Source organism: Occultella glacieicola (assembly GCF_004353825.1).
Classification (GTDB): Bacteria; Actinomycetota; Actinomycetes; order Actinomycetales; family Beutenbergiaceae; genus Occultella; species Occultella glacieicola.
Genome location: NZ_SMNA01000003.1, coordinates 234,765 through 250,419 on the forward strand (window position 1 = coordinate 234,765; position 15,655 = coordinate 250,419).

16 protein-coding genes are annotated in these 15,655 nt (G+C 72.4%); 7 read left to right on the plus strand and 9 right to left on the minus strand.

Annotated elements, in window-relative coordinates; translation table 11 throughout:
- Positions 1-47 precede the first annotated feature (47 nt).
- The gene (locus EXU48_RS06710) at positions 48-950 is read right to left on the minus strand and encodes a hypothetical protein (protein ID WP_133106867.1); all 903 of its coding nucleotides are present in this window, start codon (positions 948-950) and stop codon (positions 48-50) included.
- A 133-nt stretch (positions 951-1,083) separates the two neighbouring features.
- Between EXU48_RS06710 and EXU48_RS06715 the strand changes: the two genes are divergently transcribed.
- Positions 1,084-1,935 carry a hypothetical protein gene (locus EXU48_RS06715; protein ID WP_207947645.1) on the plus strand — a complete coding sequence of 284 codons (852 nt, stop codon included), beginning with the start codon at positions 1,084-1,086 and terminating at the stop codon, positions 1,933-1,935.
- A gap of 15 nt (positions 1,936-1,950) precedes the next feature.
- Here the strand turns inward: EXU48_RS06715 and EXU48_RS06720 are convergent, their stop codons facing one another.
- Positions 1,951-2,418: a hypothetical protein gene (locus EXU48_RS06720; RefSeq protein WP_133106868.1), complete on the minus strand. Its 468-nt coding sequence runs from the start codon at positions 2,416-2,418 to the stop codon at positions 1,951-1,953.
- A 7-nt stretch (positions 2,419-2,425) separates the two neighbouring features.
- Complete coding sequence (locus tag EXU48_RS06725; protein ID WP_133106869.1) at positions 2,426-2,923, minus strand: DUF1269 domain-containing protein; 498 nt, start codon at positions 2,921-2,923, stop codon at positions 2,426-2,428.
- Between the two features lie 226 nt (positions 2,924-3,149).
- On the opposite strand from EXU48_RS06725, the gene EXU48_RS06730 reads away from it, so the two are divergent.
- Positions 3,150-3,356, plus strand: a complete 207-nt coding sequence (locus EXU48_RS06730) for a hypothetical protein (protein WP_133106870.1) — start codon at positions 3,150-3,152, stop codon at positions 3,354-3,356.
- Between the two features lie 4 nt (positions 3,357-3,360).
- On the opposite strand, the gene EXU48_RS06735 is transcribed toward EXU48_RS06730, so the two are convergent.
- The 4 genes from EXU48_RS06735 to EXU48_RS06750 all read right to left on the minus strand — a co-directional run bounded on the left by EXU48_RS06735 (position 3,361) and on the right by EXU48_RS06750 (position 9,899).
- The gene (locus tag EXU48_RS06735) at positions 3,361-5,112 is read right to left on the minus strand and encodes a SulP family inorganic anion transporter (RefSeq protein WP_133106871.1); all 1,752 of its coding nucleotides are present in this window, start codon (positions 5,110-5,112) and stop codon (positions 3,361-3,363) included.
- Positions 5,113-5,122: 10 nt separating this feature from the next.
- The gene (locus tag EXU48_RS06740) at positions 5,123-6,283 is read right to left on the minus strand and encodes an AI-2E family transporter (protein WP_165962711.1); all 1,161 of its coding nucleotides are present in this window, start codon (positions 6,281-6,283) and stop codon (positions 5,123-5,125) included.
- A 69-nt stretch (positions 6,284-6,352) separates the two neighbouring features.
- Positions 6,353-9,040 carry a helix-turn-helix transcriptional regulator gene (locus EXU48_RS06745; RefSeq protein WP_165962712.1) on the minus strand — a complete coding sequence of 896 codons (2,688 nt, stop codon included), beginning with the start codon at positions 9,038-9,040 and terminating at the stop codon, positions 6,353-6,355.
- Positions 9,041-9,224: 184 nt separating this feature from the next.
- Positions 9,225-9,899 (minus strand): GAP family protein, encoded by a 675-nt coding sequence (locus tag EXU48_RS06750; protein ID WP_133106874.1) that lies wholly within the window; start codon positions 9,897-9,899, stop codon positions 9,225-9,227.
- A gap of 169 nt (positions 9,900-10,068) precedes the next feature.
- Here EXU48_RS06750 and EXU48_RS06755 point away from each other — a divergent pair, with 169 nt between their 5' ends.
- From EXU48_RS06755 to EXU48_RS06775, 5 genes are all read left to right on the plus strand, one after another.
- The gene (locus EXU48_RS06755) at positions 10,069-10,278 is read left to right on the plus strand and encodes a hypothetical protein (protein WP_133106875.1); all 210 of its coding nucleotides are present in this window, start codon (positions 10,069-10,071) and stop codon (positions 10,276-10,278) included.
- 124 nt (positions 10,279-10,402) lie between these two features.
- Complete coding sequence (locus EXU48_RS06760; RefSeq protein WP_133106876.1) at positions 10,403-10,801, plus strand: DUF7144 family membrane protein; 399 nt, start codon at positions 10,403-10,405, stop codon at positions 10,799-10,801.
- Complete coding sequence (locus EXU48_RS06765; protein WP_133106877.1) at positions 10,798-11,508, plus strand: hypothetical protein; 711 nt, start codon at positions 10,798-10,800, stop codon at positions 11,506-11,508. The genes EXU48_RS06760 and EXU48_RS06765 overlap by 4 nt, the downstream gene beginning before the upstream one ends.
- 2 nt (positions 11,509-11,510) lie before the next feature.
- Positions 11,511-13,268 (plus strand): SulP family inorganic anion transporter, encoded by a 1,758-nt coding sequence (locus EXU48_RS06770; protein ID WP_133106878.1) that lies wholly within the window; start codon positions 11,511-11,513, stop codon positions 13,266-13,268.
- Positions 13,265-14,113: a mechanosensitive ion channel family protein gene (locus EXU48_RS06775; RefSeq protein ID WP_133106879.1), complete on the plus strand. Its 849-nt coding sequence runs from the start codon at positions 13,265-13,267 to the stop codon at positions 14,111-14,113. The genes EXU48_RS06770 and EXU48_RS06775 overlap by 4 nt, the downstream gene beginning before the upstream one ends.
- A 50-nt stretch (positions 14,114-14,163) precedes the next feature.
- Here EXU48_RS06775 and EXU48_RS06780 read toward each other — a convergent pair whose 3' ends face one another.
- Complete coding sequence (locus EXU48_RS06780; protein WP_207947646.1) at positions 14,164-15,039, minus strand: 5-oxoprolinase subunit C family protein; 876 nt, start codon at positions 15,037-15,039, stop codon at positions 14,164-14,166.
- Positions 15,036-15,647 (minus strand): 5-oxoprolinase subunit PxpB, encoded by a 612-nt coding sequence (gene pxpB / locus EXU48_RS06785; RefSeq protein WP_133106880.1) that lies wholly within the window; start codon positions 15,645-15,647, stop codon positions 15,036-15,038. Before pxpB ends, EXU48_RS06780 begins: the two co-directional genes overlap by 4 nt.
- Positions 15,648-15,655: the final 8 nt, after the last annotated feature.

A 15,655-nucleotide genomic window follows, 5' to 3' on the forward strand; every position in this document is an offset into this window, starting at 1 on the left:
GCCGCACCGTCGGCGTGGTCAAGGCCACCGGCACTGGGCCGCCGGGCTCATGGGCCGTCGAACTGGACCCAGCCGCACAGCCAGATTCGCAGTTGATCGGAGTCCGGGCTGCCCTCGACGGCGTAGCCCACCTGGTTCCAGCCGTCCCGAACGATCGGGTCGCCACCCGACGGGCTCGCCCCGAGAACCGCCAGCCCGGTCAGGTCGCCGGACTCGGCGGCCACGGCGCCGCCCGGTGCCGCCGAGACCCCGGACGGTGCCTGCTGCCCCGCGTCCGCGTCGCGGAGGATCTCCGAGGCGGGGAAGCCGCAGGTGCCGCCCCACCCGCCGGGTCCGTCGACCCGCACGGGTGCGCCGTCGGCGATGCCGACCACCCGGGTGCGGTCATGCGTGGCGCCGCCGTCCACGCAGTCCACCACGTTCTCGCTCGCGGTGAGGGTCTCCGAGATCGCGAACCCGGAGTCGGCCGGCTCGACGACCGACACGGCGTCCCGGCAGGCGCCGGACTGGGCCACGACGTCGACGAGCTGCACGGCCTGCTCGGCGCCCTCGTCCCATTCCCAGGCGTAGTACTGGGTCGCGGTCTCGTTGCCGGTCATGACGAACAGAGCCGCGAGTGCGTCGTCGTCGCCATCGCCGTCGGCATCGGCGTAGACGACCTCACGCAACTCGTAGGTCCACCCCTCGACGGTGCCGGTGCCGTCGGCGAGCTCGACCTCGGCCGGCGGGTTCAGGGGCCAGGACAGCGGGGACGGGTCCAGCGTCCAGGTCATCGCCCCGAGATCGACGCTTGCGATCGCGTGCGGATCCGCGGTCGGTTCCTCCGGGGTGGGCGCCTCGGTGGGCTCGTCGGTCGTGATCTCCTGCGTTGGCTCGTCCGGTGGCTCGGACCCGCCGCCGTCCGTACAGCCTGCGAGCGCCAGGGCCGCGGCGCCCGTCAGCGCTGCCACGGCGCGCGATCGCCTGCCCCAGGACCTCGACCTCATGCGAATCCCCCGATGTCGTTGCGCTCGGTCTGGCCCGCTCACAATGCCACAAGCGGTGGCGATCGGTCCCGCCCGATCTTCCCGCTACGTTGGGGCGGTGACCGCCCCGAGCACGCCCGACTGGCACCCCGAACCGTTGACGGTCAAGGTCGATCCGGCCCACGGCGGCCGGTGGACGAGCCTGCGCACGCCGACCCGGGAGTGGCTCTGGACGAACCCCGACCCCGGCGTCGCCGCGGCCCGCACCGAGGTCCGGCCCGGGCAGGCGTTCGTCGACGCCGGCGGCCTCGAGGAGTGCTTCCCGACCATCAACGGCAGCCCTGACCACGGGCACGCCTGGAGCCGTCCCTGGGCGGTCGGGCCCGACGATCGTGCCGACCCCGACCCCGACCACGGCGACGCCGGGTACCTGGCGGTCGCGACGCCGTCGGGCAGGTTGCACCGGCGGATCGAGGTGAGCGACGGCGCCGTCACGGCCCGCTACCTGGTCACCGGCGAACCCGGCACGGTGTTCCACCACGCGGCGCACGCGCTGCTGGACCTGTCCCCCGCCGCGACCTGGGCGGCCGCGGGGCGACGGCGGACCACCGGAGCGACCGACTCGGCGACGCCGGTGGAGCACCTCGGTCCCGACGACGGCTCTGCCGTCGGCATCGTCGTCGAGGGCGCCCGTGCGGTGACGGTGACCGACGCCGACCACCGACTCCGGCTCACCTGGGGCACGGACCGCGACACGGACAGCGGTCACTGCTCCCTGATGGTCTGGCGGAACCTGCGCGGCTGGCCCGCCACCGGGCCATACCGGTCGATCGGCATCGAGCCCTTGATCGGGCGCAACTCCGACCTGGCGGTCTCGCTCGCCGAGCCCGGCGAGGTGCCCCGGATCGGACCGGACGGGACGTTCGGGTGGTGGCTGCGGTTCGCCGCGGACCGGTACGCCCGATCCTGACCGGCCGCCGGCCGACTACACCGCCGTCCGCAGCGCTGCCAGGGCCCGGTCCAGTTCGTCGGCGGCGGCGAGGAGCTCGGTCCGGGCGGCGGACGGCGAACCGTCCGCCTGGGCAGCCGCGTAGGCGGTCATCCGCCGACGCAGGGAACCGGTCGTGGTGGCGGCCTGTTCGGCCAGCTCCCGCGGCCGCACGGTCGTGGCCCGATCGCGCAGCGCCTGAGCGGACCTGGTCAGGGTGTCCGTGCGGTGCTCCAGGTCGGACCACACCTCGGGGCCGGCAGCGCCGACGTGCTGGCCCCAGATCCGCACGGCGTCCACGACCTCGGCACCCTGGTCCGCGAGGGTGTTGGCCTCGTCGTGCCAGCGCACCGCGCGCCCGGAACGACGGGCCGCGGTGCCGATCGCGATACCCGCCAGGGCCAGGAGGACCAGACCCACCACGACCCACGTCATGATGGGCCCGGCCCCGGCGACGTCCTGCACGGTCTGCTCAGTCCTCCTCGGAGAACGCCTCGCGCAGTTTGGCCTCCTGCTCGTTGCTGAGGTTCGACTGGATCAGGGTGCCCCGGATGCCCCGGGCCTGCAGGTTGTCCTTGACCTTGTCCACCACTGCGTTCTCGGACATCAGGAACAGGGCGGACGTGCCGGGCACGACCTGATCGCGGACCGACCCGATGAACTCGTCATCGATGCCGACGTCGGTGAGCGCCCCGGTGAGTGCCCCGATCCCGGCACCGATCGCCGCGCCGAGGAACGGCACGAAGAAGATCAGCCCGAACAGCAGCCCCCAGAACCCACCACCCAGAGCCCCCACACCGGCCGTGTTCAGTCCCTGACGCGTCTTCGGCTTCTTCTTGCCGGCCTCCCAGGACACGGTCGCGGTGTCGCCGATCGTGATCAGCCCCTGCTTCGACAGGTCCCCCAGGGCCACGGACGCGGCATCGGCGCCCTCAGCGGTGTCGAACTTCCAAACGCTCAGCGTTGCCATACTGCATGTCTCCTTCTGGTGGTGGACCGGCACGAACTCCTCGAACCCGGTCGGTGCTCCACCATCGTGCGGAGCAAGCCGCGGGTGGCGCCTCATCCCTGGCGGGTGAACTCGTCGGGGATGGGACGCCGATGTGATGCGCCCTTCGTCCGGAACGCGTGAGGCGGACGCGACGGGCGCGGGCGAGGCTGGGTGCTGATGTCGAGAGGTCCCGGAGGAGGTTGTGGTGCGCTACGAGATCCGAGTCCGTGGGAGCGTCGACCCCGACCGTCTGGCCGACCTGGGTGACATCTCGGTCGCCATCGCGGGCCGGGACACGATCCTGGAGTGCCGGGTTCCCGACGTGGCCGCCCTGGTCGGGATCCTGCGCGCCCTGACGCACGAGGGCCTGGCCGTCCGGGAGATCCGCACGGTGGACGGTGGGACCGGCTGACCGATCAGGCGCCGCCGGACTCCGGGCCGCCGCCCGCCTCCGGTCGGTCGCCGGTCTCGTCCCGGCCCTCGGCCTCGGGGCGGTGTCGCACGCGCCGGCTCGTCGCCGCCTCCAGGGCATGCAGCGTGGACTCCCCGATGACATCGGTGGCCGGGAACACCTCGAGCGCGGCGCCGACCCCGCTGAGGCGCTCGGTGTCCCAATAGTTGACGAGGTCCTCGCTCAGGCCGCTGAGGTAGAGCCGGCCGCCGGTGCCCTCCAGACGACGGGCGTAGTCGGCGACCACCGTGAAGAAGGTGACGCCGAGGGTGCTCCGGCCCCGCAGCCGCAGCACGACGGCCGCGCCGGTCGCCACCGCGGGGTCCGGCAGGCGGGCCTGCAGGGTGCGCGCCCCGGCGTAGAACAGGCTGCCGTAGATGTCCAGGACCACGACGTCACGGGCGGCGAGGGCCTCGGGCGCGGGACGCTCGACGAGGTGGCCCTGCTCGTCCGGCACCAGCCGCACCACCTTCAGATCCACGGCCTCCTGGTTGAGCTGGACGAGCAGGGAGAGCGCCACCCCGATCCCGACGGCGATCACGACGGGTAGGGCGAGGGTGGCCACGAACGTCGCTGTGAGCGCGATCTGAGAGCTCGGCCCGGCGCTCCAGATCGTGCGGATCCGGGCCGGGTTCAACGAGCCGATGGCCGCGAAGATCAGGATCGCTGCGAGCGTCGGCATCGCGACCCGTCCTACGAGCCCGGCGAACAGCACCAGGATGACCAGCATCCAGACGCCCGAGAAGACGGCCGCCCAGTGGGTCCTGGCCCCGGCCGCAACGTTGATCGCGGTCTGTCCCACCGATCCGCCCACGGGCATACCGCCGAAGGCCGCGGATGCCACGTTCCCCCATCCCTGGGCGCCGAAGTCGCGGTTGGCATTCGAGCGCCGCCCGGACGGGTTGGGTGCCGATTCGGCCACGCCGGCGCCCTGGACGAGCACGATGGCGACGACCGCGAACGCCCCGCCGACGAGGCCGAGGGAGAACGCCCCGGGGGCCGGGATCTGAGGCAGCGGCAGACCTGTGGGGATCGCGCCGACGTCGGACACGTCGGCGACCTCGAGCCCGAGGATCGCGACCGCGGCCGTCGGCAGGACCAGCGCGATCAGTGAGCTGACCGTCGCCAGGCGCCCCTTCGCCAGCACGACCAGCAGCACCAGGGCGGACAGGCCGATCACCAGTGACGTGGGATCGATGCGCCCGGGGTGGCTGATCAGGTCCCACGCCTTGAGCAACGCCACCGGGCCGGACGCGTCGGCACCCGCCAGGTCCGGTAGCTGCCCGAAGATGATGTTCACCGAGACGCCGGTGAGGAACCCGGTCATGACCGAGTGCGAGACGAACCGGGTGTACCGGCCCAGCCGCGCCAGCCCGGCCGCGACCATCAGGGCGCCGGCGATCAGGGTCAGCCAGATGATCGCGTCCGCCCGCTGGCCCTCCGGCACGGTCGCGATCGCGGAACCGGCCGCGAGCGCCGCCGCACTGGTCGTCGTGATCACCATCAGCCTGGTGCTGGCGGTCATCCCGCCAGCGAGCGGACCGGCGAAACTCGCGTACAGGCCGTGGACGGGGTTGACGCCGGCGAGCACCCCCGAGGCCATGCCGTCCGGAACCGACGAGATCGCCCCGGGCAGGCCGGCGACGATGTCGGTGCGCAGGTCCTTCCAGCGCGGCAGCCGCAGGAGGCGACGCAGGCGGGTCGGCTCCTCCGTCATCTCGGCCCGCTCATGCCGTCGCCGCGGTCGGGGGCGCTGCACCCGGGTCCGGCTGCTCAGGGCCGGCCGGCGGGCCGCCACGCCGCCGACGGGCGACCGGGTCGTCGCGCAGCAGGGCCGAGTCGATGAGCTCGTGCCGGCGCAGGTAGGTCGAGATCACCGCCTGTGCGGTCGCCGCGAGGGGCAGGCCGACGAACGCACCGATGGGGCCGAGCACGGCACCGAAGGCGATGACGGCGACGAAGGACACGGCCGGGTTGATCTCCAGGGCCCTCGAGGAGACCCGCGGGGAGAGGATCAGGTTCTCGAACTGTTGGTAGGCGATGATCCAGGCCAGCACCGCCAGGCCCAGCCCGATCGACTGCGCGCCGGCCACCGCGACGGGCAGGGCGCCGGCGATGTAGGTGCCCACGGTCGGGACGAACTGGGAGACGATGCCCACGAACAGCCCGAGCGGAAGCGCGTAGCCGATGCCGATCAGCCCGAGGAAGATCGAGGTGCAGGTGGCCGAGACGAGCGCCAGCACCACCCGGGAGCCGATGAACCCGGAGAGCTTCTCCTGGGCGATGGCCCACATGGCCAGCACCCGGGCCTGCCGGATCGGCTCCAACGGCCGGCAGATCGCGATCCGCAGCCGCGGCCCCGCCGCCAGCATGTAGAACGCGATCAGCAGCACCCCGGTCGCGGTGAGGAAGCCGGCGGCCAGGACCCCTCCGACGCCGAGGATCCCGCTGGCGAGATCGGCGCCGTACCGCTCCAGGGCCTCGGTCACGATCGCCTGCCGATCCGGGATCCGGCCCGCCAGAGCCGGGTCCAGGTTCGCCCGGAACGCGACCAGGGCGTCGTCGAGGGCGGTGAGCAGTTGCCCCAGTTGCGTCACGAACAGGTTCCCGAAGACGGCGACGAGCGCCACCACGGCGACGAGCCCGCCCAGCATCACCGTCGCCGTGGCCGGACCCCGGCGCCACCGGTGCCGGACAAGCCCGTTGACTGCCGGTTCCATGGCGAGCGCGAGGATGAACGCGATCACCACGGTGGAGATGACCCCCCGGAGCGAGCCGAGCACCCGGAACGCGACCACCGCGAGGATCGCCGCCAGGACCACCTGGACCAGTGCGCGCGGCAACCACGGAGGTGGTCGCCGGTCGGCAATCGGGTCGGACGCGCTCACCTCGTGGACGCTACGCCGCGGCCGGTCCGCCGGACTCACCCCATCCGCATGACACCGCCGTGGAGCCGTTCAGAGGAGTTCGCGCTCCACCGCGATCCGGACCGCCTCCCGCCGCCCGGACGCACCGAGCTTGCGGTACACGGCGCGCATGTGGGTCTTCACGGTGTTCGCCGACACGAACAGCGACCTGCCGATCTCGGCGGCCGTCATCGGTGACCTGAGGTAGGTCAGGACCGTCAGCTCGCGGTCGGTGAGCTCCCAGAACGAGGAGGACCGGTGGATCGGGACCCGGTCCCGGATCTGGGTGACGAGGTCCACGACGAACGTCCCGTGCTGGGTGCCCCAGGCGAGATGCGCGGACAGCAGCGGGGAGATCTCCGACGCATGGTCCAGGAACGGGCGGGTGATCCCGAGCCCTTCGGCCGTGCCGAGGACGCCCTCAAGGAGCAGGTGGGCGTCCTCGGTCGCACCCTCGGCGGCGGCCAGCAGCGCCGAGGTGAGACCCACACCGATCTCGACATGATCCCCGCGGGGTTCGGCCGGGATTCCGGCCAGCACGGCGCGAGCTTCGGTCGGTGCACCGGCCCGGCGGTGCAGGTTCGCCACCCAGACCCGGACGACCGGGTCGGTGGGCACGATCCCGGCGACCCGCGCCAGCGCCGCCCTCGGGTCGGCGTGGGCGTCCTCGCGGAGCCCGTCCATGATCGCCTCGATCCGGACGGCGGCGATCCGTGCCCCTGGCTCCCCGTCCGCCCGGACGGCTCGCCGGGCGGACGCCGCGAGGGCGGCGTCGTCGGTGGCCAGCGCGACCAGCATCAGGTGCAGCGCCGCGTCCTCACGGAGCCGTGACTGTCGGGGCTGGGACCGCCGGACCGCCTCTTCGAGGTGCTCACGGGCCGGCCCGGGACGGTCGCGCCAGTGTTCGGTCACGCCGAGGACCAGATGGGCCGGGACCAGCGAACTGGAGCCGGATCGCCCCGCCCTGCGTCCGCCGTCGACCGCGGTCCGGGCCAGCGTGGCGGACTCCTCGAACCGGCCCAATGCGAAGGTGGGCACGCACGCGAGCGCTGCGCTCGCAGCCTCGAGCTCAGGTAGGGCCGCCCCGGACGCCAGGGTCTCGGCGCGGCGGAGGTCCCCCAGCGCGACGGCGGCGTCCTCCTGGAGCCGGACCGCGGCCTCCCCGACGAGGAAGAACCCGAACGCCTCGACCGCGCGGTCCTCGGGTGCACACCCCGGGAGCAGCGCGCGCACCCGGGCCGCGGCCGCGACCAGTTCCGCATCGTCGGTCGCCACGAACAGTTCCAGCAGGGCGTCCACGATCTCGACGCGACGCGAGCGGTCCGCCGGCAGCGACGCAGCCCGGACCCGAGCCCTGGCCCGGGTCGCTCGACCCACGCTCCGGTCGTCGAGGAACTCACACAGTGCCAGGACGAACAGCACCTCAGGGTCGTCCGCCTCGGGCACCGAGAGCTGTGCGCACAGCCGCCGGAGCACCTCCGACTCACCCCGGAGCAGCAGGTCGGGCCAGTGCGTGCGCACCAGCGCCAGCGCGTACCGTCCGTCCTGACCGGAGACAGCGAGCGAGACCGCGAGCGGCAGATCGGCCGACGCCCAGTAACGAGCGGCCCGGCGCCGCAGGGCCAGCGCGGTCTGCGGGTCGCCGCGCTCCAGGATCGCGCGGCACTGCGCGGCGAACAATGCGTGCCAGCGGAACTCCTGGGCGCCGCCGCCGACCACGGTGAGGAACACGCCGAGCCGCACGCACTCCTCCAGCAGCGCGGCACCATCCGGATGGAGCACCGCGGCAAGGTCGCCGCGGATTCGATCACCGATGGTGGCGTGCAGGATGAACGTGGCGAGTTCCGGCCGCAGGGTCCCGAGGATCTCGTCCGTGAGGTACCCGGTCAGCGGCAGGTCGGCGCCGCGCATCGCGAGCAGCCGGCTACGCAGGTCCCTGGAGGAGCCGAGTGCGACGATCGCCATCCGCACCGCCACCGGCCAGCCCCCGGTCGAGTCCAGCAGCAGGTCGGCGTCCGACTCCTCGAGTTCGAGGCCGGACCGCGTCGCCACCGCGACCACATCCGCCCGACCGAAGGCGAGGTCCGCCTCCCGGAGCTCGCCGAGGGTGCCGTCGAGACGACGCCGGTGCACGGGCAGGTTCGGGTCGGACCGGCCGGAGAGGATGAGCCGCAGGCTCGGCGGCGCGAACTTCAGCAGCCGGCCGATCACCTCCCGGGACGCCACGTCGTCGACCTCGTGCAGGTCGTCGACGATCAGGACGATCGGCGCCCGGAGGTCCTCGAGGGCGGTCAGCAGCGCATCGTACTGCTCCGGATCCACCCGGTAGCGAGGCACCAGTGCCAGCAGCCGGGTCGCGTCCCTGCGCCCGTCCCGGCGCACCGCCGCCTGGAGGGCGTTGACCAGTCCGCGGAAGAGCCGGCGCGGGTCGTTGTCGAACTCGTCGACGGTCAGCCAGGCGACGGTCCGCTCCCCCTGGGCACACCACGTCGTCAGCAGGGTGGACTTGCCATAGCCGGCGGGCGCGCTCACGAGGGTGAGCCCGTGCTCCGCCACGTCCTCGCTCAGGCGGTCCAGGAGCGCGTGGCGCGCGAGGACGTGCGCCCCGACGTCGGGAACCTCGACCTTCGCCACCGGTGTGGTCGCAGCCCAGGCCGGGTCCACCTGGTCCTCGTCCGGGACCCGCTCGCTCCCGGCCAACTCGAAGAGCGCGTGTCGCCCAAGTGCCTCGGTGGCCACCGGCGCAGCCCCATCGTCACCCTCGCCTGACTTCCCGCCCCGACCCGACGTCATCCGTCGCCCCACCTCATCGCCATCCGTCACCGACGCGCACGGACGGCGCGCATCCCCCTGCCTCACATCCAAGGGAGTACGCCGGTTCCGTGTCAACCACCCCGGCCCGCCGGCACCGGCGCGTGTCGGTTCAGGCGAGGATCGTGAGCGCGTCCCCGACCAGCTTGGTGCCGAGGACCAGCAGCAGGACGCACATGATGACAGCGTTGTTCGCCACCATCCAGGCCCGCACGCCCTCGAGCAGCTGTGCCGCCCGCGCGCCCATCACGAAGTAGATCAGCACCGGAATCACGATGCCGATGCTCGCCACGACCGTGAACACGGCCAGCGCGGCGAACTCCTCACCCCGGGCGTCGGTGGCGTGCACGATCGCGGTCGCGCCCGAGACCACGAGCAGCAGGTTCTTCGGGTTGATCCCGCCCAGGAGGAACGCCAGGCCGAACGCCTTGACCGGTGTGAACGTGTCGATCGCGGCCATCCACTTCGGTGCTTCCGGCTCGACGCCCGCCCGCGGACGTCCACGCCATTGCCTGACCGCGAGGAGCAGCAGTCCCAGCCCGAGCACCAGCTTGAGGATGCCCACCCAGACCGCAGGCTCGCCGTCGTCCCCGCCGGCCGCGCCACCGACGAGGAGGATGACCGCGGAGCCGACCGCCGCGATCCCCACGATCCAGCCGAGCACGAACGCCACGCCGTTCGCGCGGGCCCGCGCCGAGACCAGCATCAGCACGACCGCCACGATCGGCATCGGAGACACCAGCACACCGACCGCAATCGGCAGGGACTGACCGACCGCCTCGCCCATGGTGGGCCTCCTCGTCCTTTCGTCTGCGCGACCGGGGTGGCCGAGACTCGACTGGTGCCATCCTCGCCCGGTGGGTCGGCAGGTGTGCTCATCCACAACGGGTGGTTCGCCCACCGGCGCACCGGCGCACACTCGAGGGACCGCAGTCGGCCCTGCTCAAGGAGGTCGCATGCTCTACCAGGTTCTCGTGGACGGCACCGTGCGCGCCGACCGCCTGATCGGCATCGACTACGTCAGTGTCACGCCGATCGCGGATCAGACGCTGCTCTCGTGCGCGGTTCCGGACCCGGAGTCGGTGGCCGACCTGGTCGGGGTGCTGACCGACCAGGGACTGCGGGTCGAACGGCTTCGCCGGATCCTCGACATCCGAGCGTTCTGAGCCGCTGCCGGCGGATTCATCTGGTTGGGGTGAGGCAGTGGCCCGGGCCCACCCACCAGGCTGGACACCTACCGGAGTCCAGCCCGCGTGGAGGAGGGACCCGGCCCGATGCGGAGGTACGGACATGACGCGGAAGGTGACCGCCTGGGTCGGCTGGATCTGGTTCGCCGGCCTGATCATGCTCAGTTCCGGCGTGTTCAACGTGCTCAGCGGGATCTACGCCGTGGGCGCGCGGGACGTCTCGGTGGTGGAGGTCGGCACCCAGATCCTGCTCCTGGACGTCAACTCCTGGGGCTGGGTGCACATCGCGGTCGGGGCCCTGCTGGTGCTGGTCGCGATCTGCCTGCTCGCCGGGCAGTTCTGGGCCCGGCTCGCCGCCGTCATCGTGGTCGGGGCGAACATGGTGACCCAGTTCCTCTACCTCCCGCTGACCCCTTGGTGGTCCATCGTCGTGCTCGCTCTCGACGTGGTGGTCCTGTGGGCGCTGATCGTGCACGGCGAGGAAGCCGAATCGGCGTCGTGACCACGCCGGAGGAGCCCGACGGCGGGGGTGCTCCGCCGGGGCGCCCGCGCCTCCTCCAGGGCTCCGGTGCGGGCCTGGCCGGCCTGCTGTTCGCGGTCCTGTTCGTGGTCGGCTTCGCGATCCTGGACCAGGTGCCGCAGTCCGCGACCACGGCCGAACTCACCGAGTTCTACGAGGGTGCGGGCGGCAACGGTCTGATCGTGGCCGGCTTCTACCTGGTCCCGTTCTCGGGCCTGTCCTTCCTGTGGTTCGTCGCCGCGTCCCGGCACCGGCTGAGTTCGCTCGCGCGGCGGGAGGACCGCCTGCTCGACACGGTCCAACTGGCCGCGGGCGTGCTCTTCGTCGCGATGATGTACGTCGCGTCCGCCGCCGCGGTCACCGGGGTGTCGGCGGTCCGCCTCGGTGGCGCCGGCGCCGGCCTCGTCCCGCTCGAGCAGGCGGCCACGATGACGGCCTACGCGCAGTCGTTGCTGACGATCTACGCGTTCCGCACCGCAGGCGTGTTCATCATGGCCAGCACCACCCGTGCCCTGCGAGCGCGCCTGTTCCCCCGCTGGTTCGCCGTCCTGAGCTACGTCGCCGTGGTGGTCCTGCTCCTGGCCGTGACCGATGTCCGCGCGGTGGTTCTCTTGGTGCCCCTCTGGGTGGCTGCCGCCTCCGCCGTGATCCTGTTCCGCCGGGCCACCGGCCAGTTGGAGGTCGCCTGACCATGTCCACCCCCACCACCGACGCGAGCACACGGACGCCACTGCTGTTCGGCTCCCTGCGCGGCTACCAGGGCCAATGGCTGCGCCGGGACCTGCTCGCCGGGATGACCGTCTGGGCCGTCATGGTGCCGGAGGCCTTCGCCTACGCGACGATCGCCGGGGTGCCGCCGGTGGTCGGCCTGTACGCCGCCGTGCCGGCCCTGATCGCGTACGCAGCGTTCGGGTCCTCCCGGCACCTGGTGGTCGGACCGATGTCCGCGACCGCCGCCCTCTCCGCGGCCACCATCGCCGCGTTCGCCCCCGGGGACGCCGCTGCCTACATCGCGCTGACCACCGTGCTGGCCGTGGTCACCGGCGTGATCGCGATCCTGGCCGGTCTGGCCCGGCTCGGCTTCGTCGCGACGTTCATCTCCGAGCCGGTGCTCAAGGGCTTCATCGTGGGCCTCGCCCTGACGATCATCATCGGCCAGCTGCCGAAACTGTTCGGGGTCGAGGGCGGTGGTGAGGGTGCGATCGGCAAGTTCCTCCACGTGGTGGGTGACCTGGGCGACCTCTCGGTGTTGACCACGGTCTTCGGGGTGGTGTCGCTGCTCATCGTGCTGGCGCTCAAGCGCTGGCTCCCGGTCGTTCCGGCGTCACTGGCCGTGGTGCTGGTCGGGATCGGCGTGGTCCATGTGTTCGGCCTGAGCGACCGGCTCGACGTGGTCGGCGAGATCGACCCGGGGCTGCCGTCCCTCGGCCTGCCGTCGACGACCTGGGGCGACTACGCCCAGCTCGCCGGGCCGGCCGTCGGGGTGATGCTGATCGCGTTCGCCGAAGGACTCGGAGCAGCGAAGACCTACGCCGCGAGGAACGGCTACGAGGTGGACGCGAACCGCGAACTGATCGGACTGGGCGCGGCGAACCTCGGCTCCGGCCTCGCCTCCGGGATGGTCGTCAACGGCAGCCTGTCCAAGACGGCCGTGAACGGTTCGGCCGGTGCACGCTCGCAGGTGAGCGGGCTTGTGGTGGCCGCCCTGAGCCTGGTGACCCTCCTGTTCCTGACCGCGTTGTTCGAGGAGTTGCCGGAGACGGTCCTGGCCGCCGTGGTCATCTCCGCGGTCATCGAGATGGTCGACACGAAGGCGCTCGCTCGGCTGTACCGGGTGTGGACGCCGCGCCTGCGGAGCACCTACGGGCGGGCCGCGCGCGCCGACTTCATCGGGGCGATGGCCGCCCTGCTCGGGGTCCTCATCTTCGACACCCTGCCCGGCCTCATCATCGGCATCGTGACGTCGATCCTGCTGCTGATCTATCGCGCGTCCCGCCCGAGCGTGCGGCCGCTCACCGACGTCGACGGCAACTGGGTGGACGCGCAGGCACATCCCGACCACCCGGTCGACCCGGCCGTGCTGGTGGTCCGCATCGAGTCAGGACTCTTCTTCGCGAACGCCGATCATGTCAAGGACGAGATCCGTCGCCGGTGCACCCGGGAGACCCGCCTGGTGGTGCTGGACGACCAGACCACCCCGTTCGTCGACGTCAGCGGTGCAACCGCGCTGGCGGAGCTGAACGACACTCTCGCCCGGGACGGCATCGCGTTCGCGATCGCGGGAAACATCGGTCAGGTCCGGGACGTCCTGCGAGCCGATCAGTCCGGAGGTCCCCGCCCGTTCGTCACGGTCGCGGAGGCGATCGGCTCGCTCGGAGCGGACTCCGGCCCAGGCCCGGGTTCCGGCTCGGAGCGGTCTCCGAGTGGCCCGGAGCGGGGCGAGCCATGATCGGCGCCGAGGGCCAGAGCCCGACGGACCAACTGGCCGGTCTGGTGGACTCCGCGAGCCTGAACGGGTGGGACCTACTGGTGGTCGTGATCGTGGTGGTCCTCACCTGGGTCGGGTCACGTGCGGGCCGTCGCGCTGTGACGCGGCTGCTCGCCAAGACGGACGCGGTCCCCTACGAGGTGGCCTACACCTGTTCGCGCGCCGTGGGCTACTTCATCGTCCTGCTCGGCGTCGGGATCGCACTCTCGGTGCTCGGCGCGCAGATCCAGCCGGTGCTCGCCGCCGTCATCCTCATTGCGGTCGTGGCCTACTTCGCCCTGCGGGGGGTGGCCGACAACTTCGGTGCCAGCCTGATCCTGCAGATGCGCAAGCCACTGCGGGTCGGCGACTGGGTCGAGACCGACGACCGCTGGGGCGCCGTCACGGACATGAACGCCCGATCCGTGGTGTTGCGGACCTCGGACGGGAAGGTGATCCACGTCCCGAATGCTCAATTGCTCTCCGATCCGCTGGTGATCCAGCCGGTCACCGGAGCGGTGCGATCCGAGATCGAGGTCCGGACCACGGATCTGTCACGGCTCACCGCGGTCGCCACAACCGCTGTGACCCTGGCCGCAACCGCGGAAGGGGTCCATGCCGAGCCGGCCCCGGACCTGGTGTGGGTGTCGAGCACCCCGGACCGCACGACCGGGCGGATCCGCGTCTGGCACGAGGCGGGCGCGAACACCACGGTGGGTTCGAACGTGGTCCGTGCCGTCGCCGAGGGCTTCGCCGAAGCCGGCCTCACGGCGAGTCTGACCGCACCGCCACCGGCGCCACCGCTCATTCCGTCGCCGACGCTCTGAGGCCGTGATCGTTGCTGGGAGGGGGTCACCCGACTCGATCCGGCCCGTGCTCAGGCCACCGGTGAGACATGGTGCCGGAACCGGAGTTCCTGGCCGGGCCGCAACTGTCCGGCAGCATCGCGTGCGGACTCCGTGAGCACCGCGATCACCGGGTAGCCACCGGTCACGGGATGGTCCGGACCGAAGATGAGCGGCTGCCCGTCCGGGGGAACCTGCACCGACCCGGCCACGACCGCCTCCGAGGGAAGTTCGGTGAGTCGGGAGCGGCCCAGCGGGGCGCCGCGCAATCGCACCCCGACCCGGTCACCGACATCGGTGACCCGGTACCGGCGGGCGAACAGCACCCGCCAGGCCTCCTCCGTGAACCAGTCGCGCCGCGGCCCGGGCATCGCATCGAGCATGAACGTAGGGCCCGACGGCGGAGCCGGGCCGGCATCGATCGTCGCCATGGCAATGCTCGCCCGCCCGACGGGCAGGACGTCGCCGGCGCGCACCGGCGCGGGTCCGAGCCCGGACAGGACGTCCGTCGATCGGGAGCCGAGGACGGCCGGGACGGCCAGTCCTCCGGCGACCGCGACGTACGTGCGCAGGCCCCACCGAGGCACCCCGAGGCGTACCACCGACCCCGCCGCCACCGCCAGCACCCGTTGGGGTGGCGCCGTGCGACCGTCGACGGTGGTAGGCGCGCTCGCCCCGGTCAGGGCGAGGAGCACATCGGACTCGGCACGCAACGCCAGGCCGCCCATGGCGACCTCCAGCGCGGCCGCACCGTCCTCGTTGCCGAGGAGGCGGTTCGCGACGATCAGGGCGCCCCGGTCGGCAGCCCCGGAGCGGGACACGCCGAGCGCGGCGAAACCGGGACGGCCGAGGTCCTCGACCAGGGTGAGCCCACCGGCCTCCAGCACGGTCAGGGCGCGCTCGCTCACCCGGCCACCTCGAACCGGACCCGCATCCCGGCGCGCAGCAGTGCCGGCGGCTCGGCGGTCACGTCGAACAGGGCCGCGTCGGTCCGCCCGAGCAGGCGCCAGCCGCCCGGGGAGGCGCGCGGGTACACGGCGGTGCGATCGGCCGCGATCGCGACGGATCCGGCCGGCACGCTCGGCCGCGGCGTGGGCAGCCGGGGTAGGTGCAGCGCCGGATCGAGACCGGAGAGGTAGCCGAACCCGGGCGCGAACCCGATGAAGTCCACGATGTACTCGGGTGCGGTGTGCCGGGCGACCACCTCGGCCTCGGTCAGTCCGGTGGCCTCGGCGACGTCAGCGAGGTCGGTGCCGTCGTAGTCCACGGCGATCCGGACCGGGTCACCCGCCGGCGCCGCCTCGACCGCGGTGAGGTCCAGGGTCCGCACCCGGGCCGCCACGTCGGCCAGGTGGGCGGTGGTGTCCACGACGACGAGCACGGTGCGGGCCGCGGGCACCACGTCGAGGATCCGGGGATCGGACGCGGCACCGAGCGCGGTGGCGAGCGCGTGCGTCTGTGCGAGCGTGTCCACCTCGACGAGCACGGCCCGTTCGCCGCTGGGCCGGATCAGCATCCGATCTC

Coding starts and splice junctions, on each gene's coding strand:
- EXU48_RS06770 (WP_133106878.1), top strand. CDS start 11,511: ATGTCCACCCCCACCACCGACGCGAGCACACGGACGCCACTGCTGTTC.
- EXU48_RS06750 (WP_133106874.1), bottom strand. CDS start 9,899: ATGGGCGAGGCGGTCGGTCAGTCCCTGCCGATTGCGGTCGGTGTGCTG.
- EXU48_RS06755 (WP_133106875.1), top strand. CDS start 10,069: ATGCTCTACCAGGTTCTCGTGGACGGCACCGTGCGCGCCGACCGCCTG.
- EXU48_RS06760 (WP_133106876.1), top strand. CDS start 10,403: ATGACGCGGAAGGTGACCGCCTGGGTCGGCTGGATCTGGTTCGCCGGC.
- EXU48_RS06735 (WP_133106871.1), bottom strand. CDS start 5,112: ATGACGGAGGAGCCGACCCGCCTGCGTCGCCTCCTGCGGCTGCCGCGC.
- pxpB (WP_133106880.1), bottom strand. CDS start 15,647: ATGCTGATCCGGCCCAGCGGCGAACGGGCCGTGCTCGTCGAGGTGGAC.
- EXU48_RS06725 (WP_133106869.1), bottom strand. CDS start 2,923: ATGGCAACGCTGAGCGTTTGGAAGTTCGACACCGCTGAGGGCGCCGAT.
- EXU48_RS06775 (WP_133106879.1), top strand. CDS start 13,265: ATGATCGGCGCCGAGGGCCAGAGCCCGACGGACCAACTGGCCGGTCTG.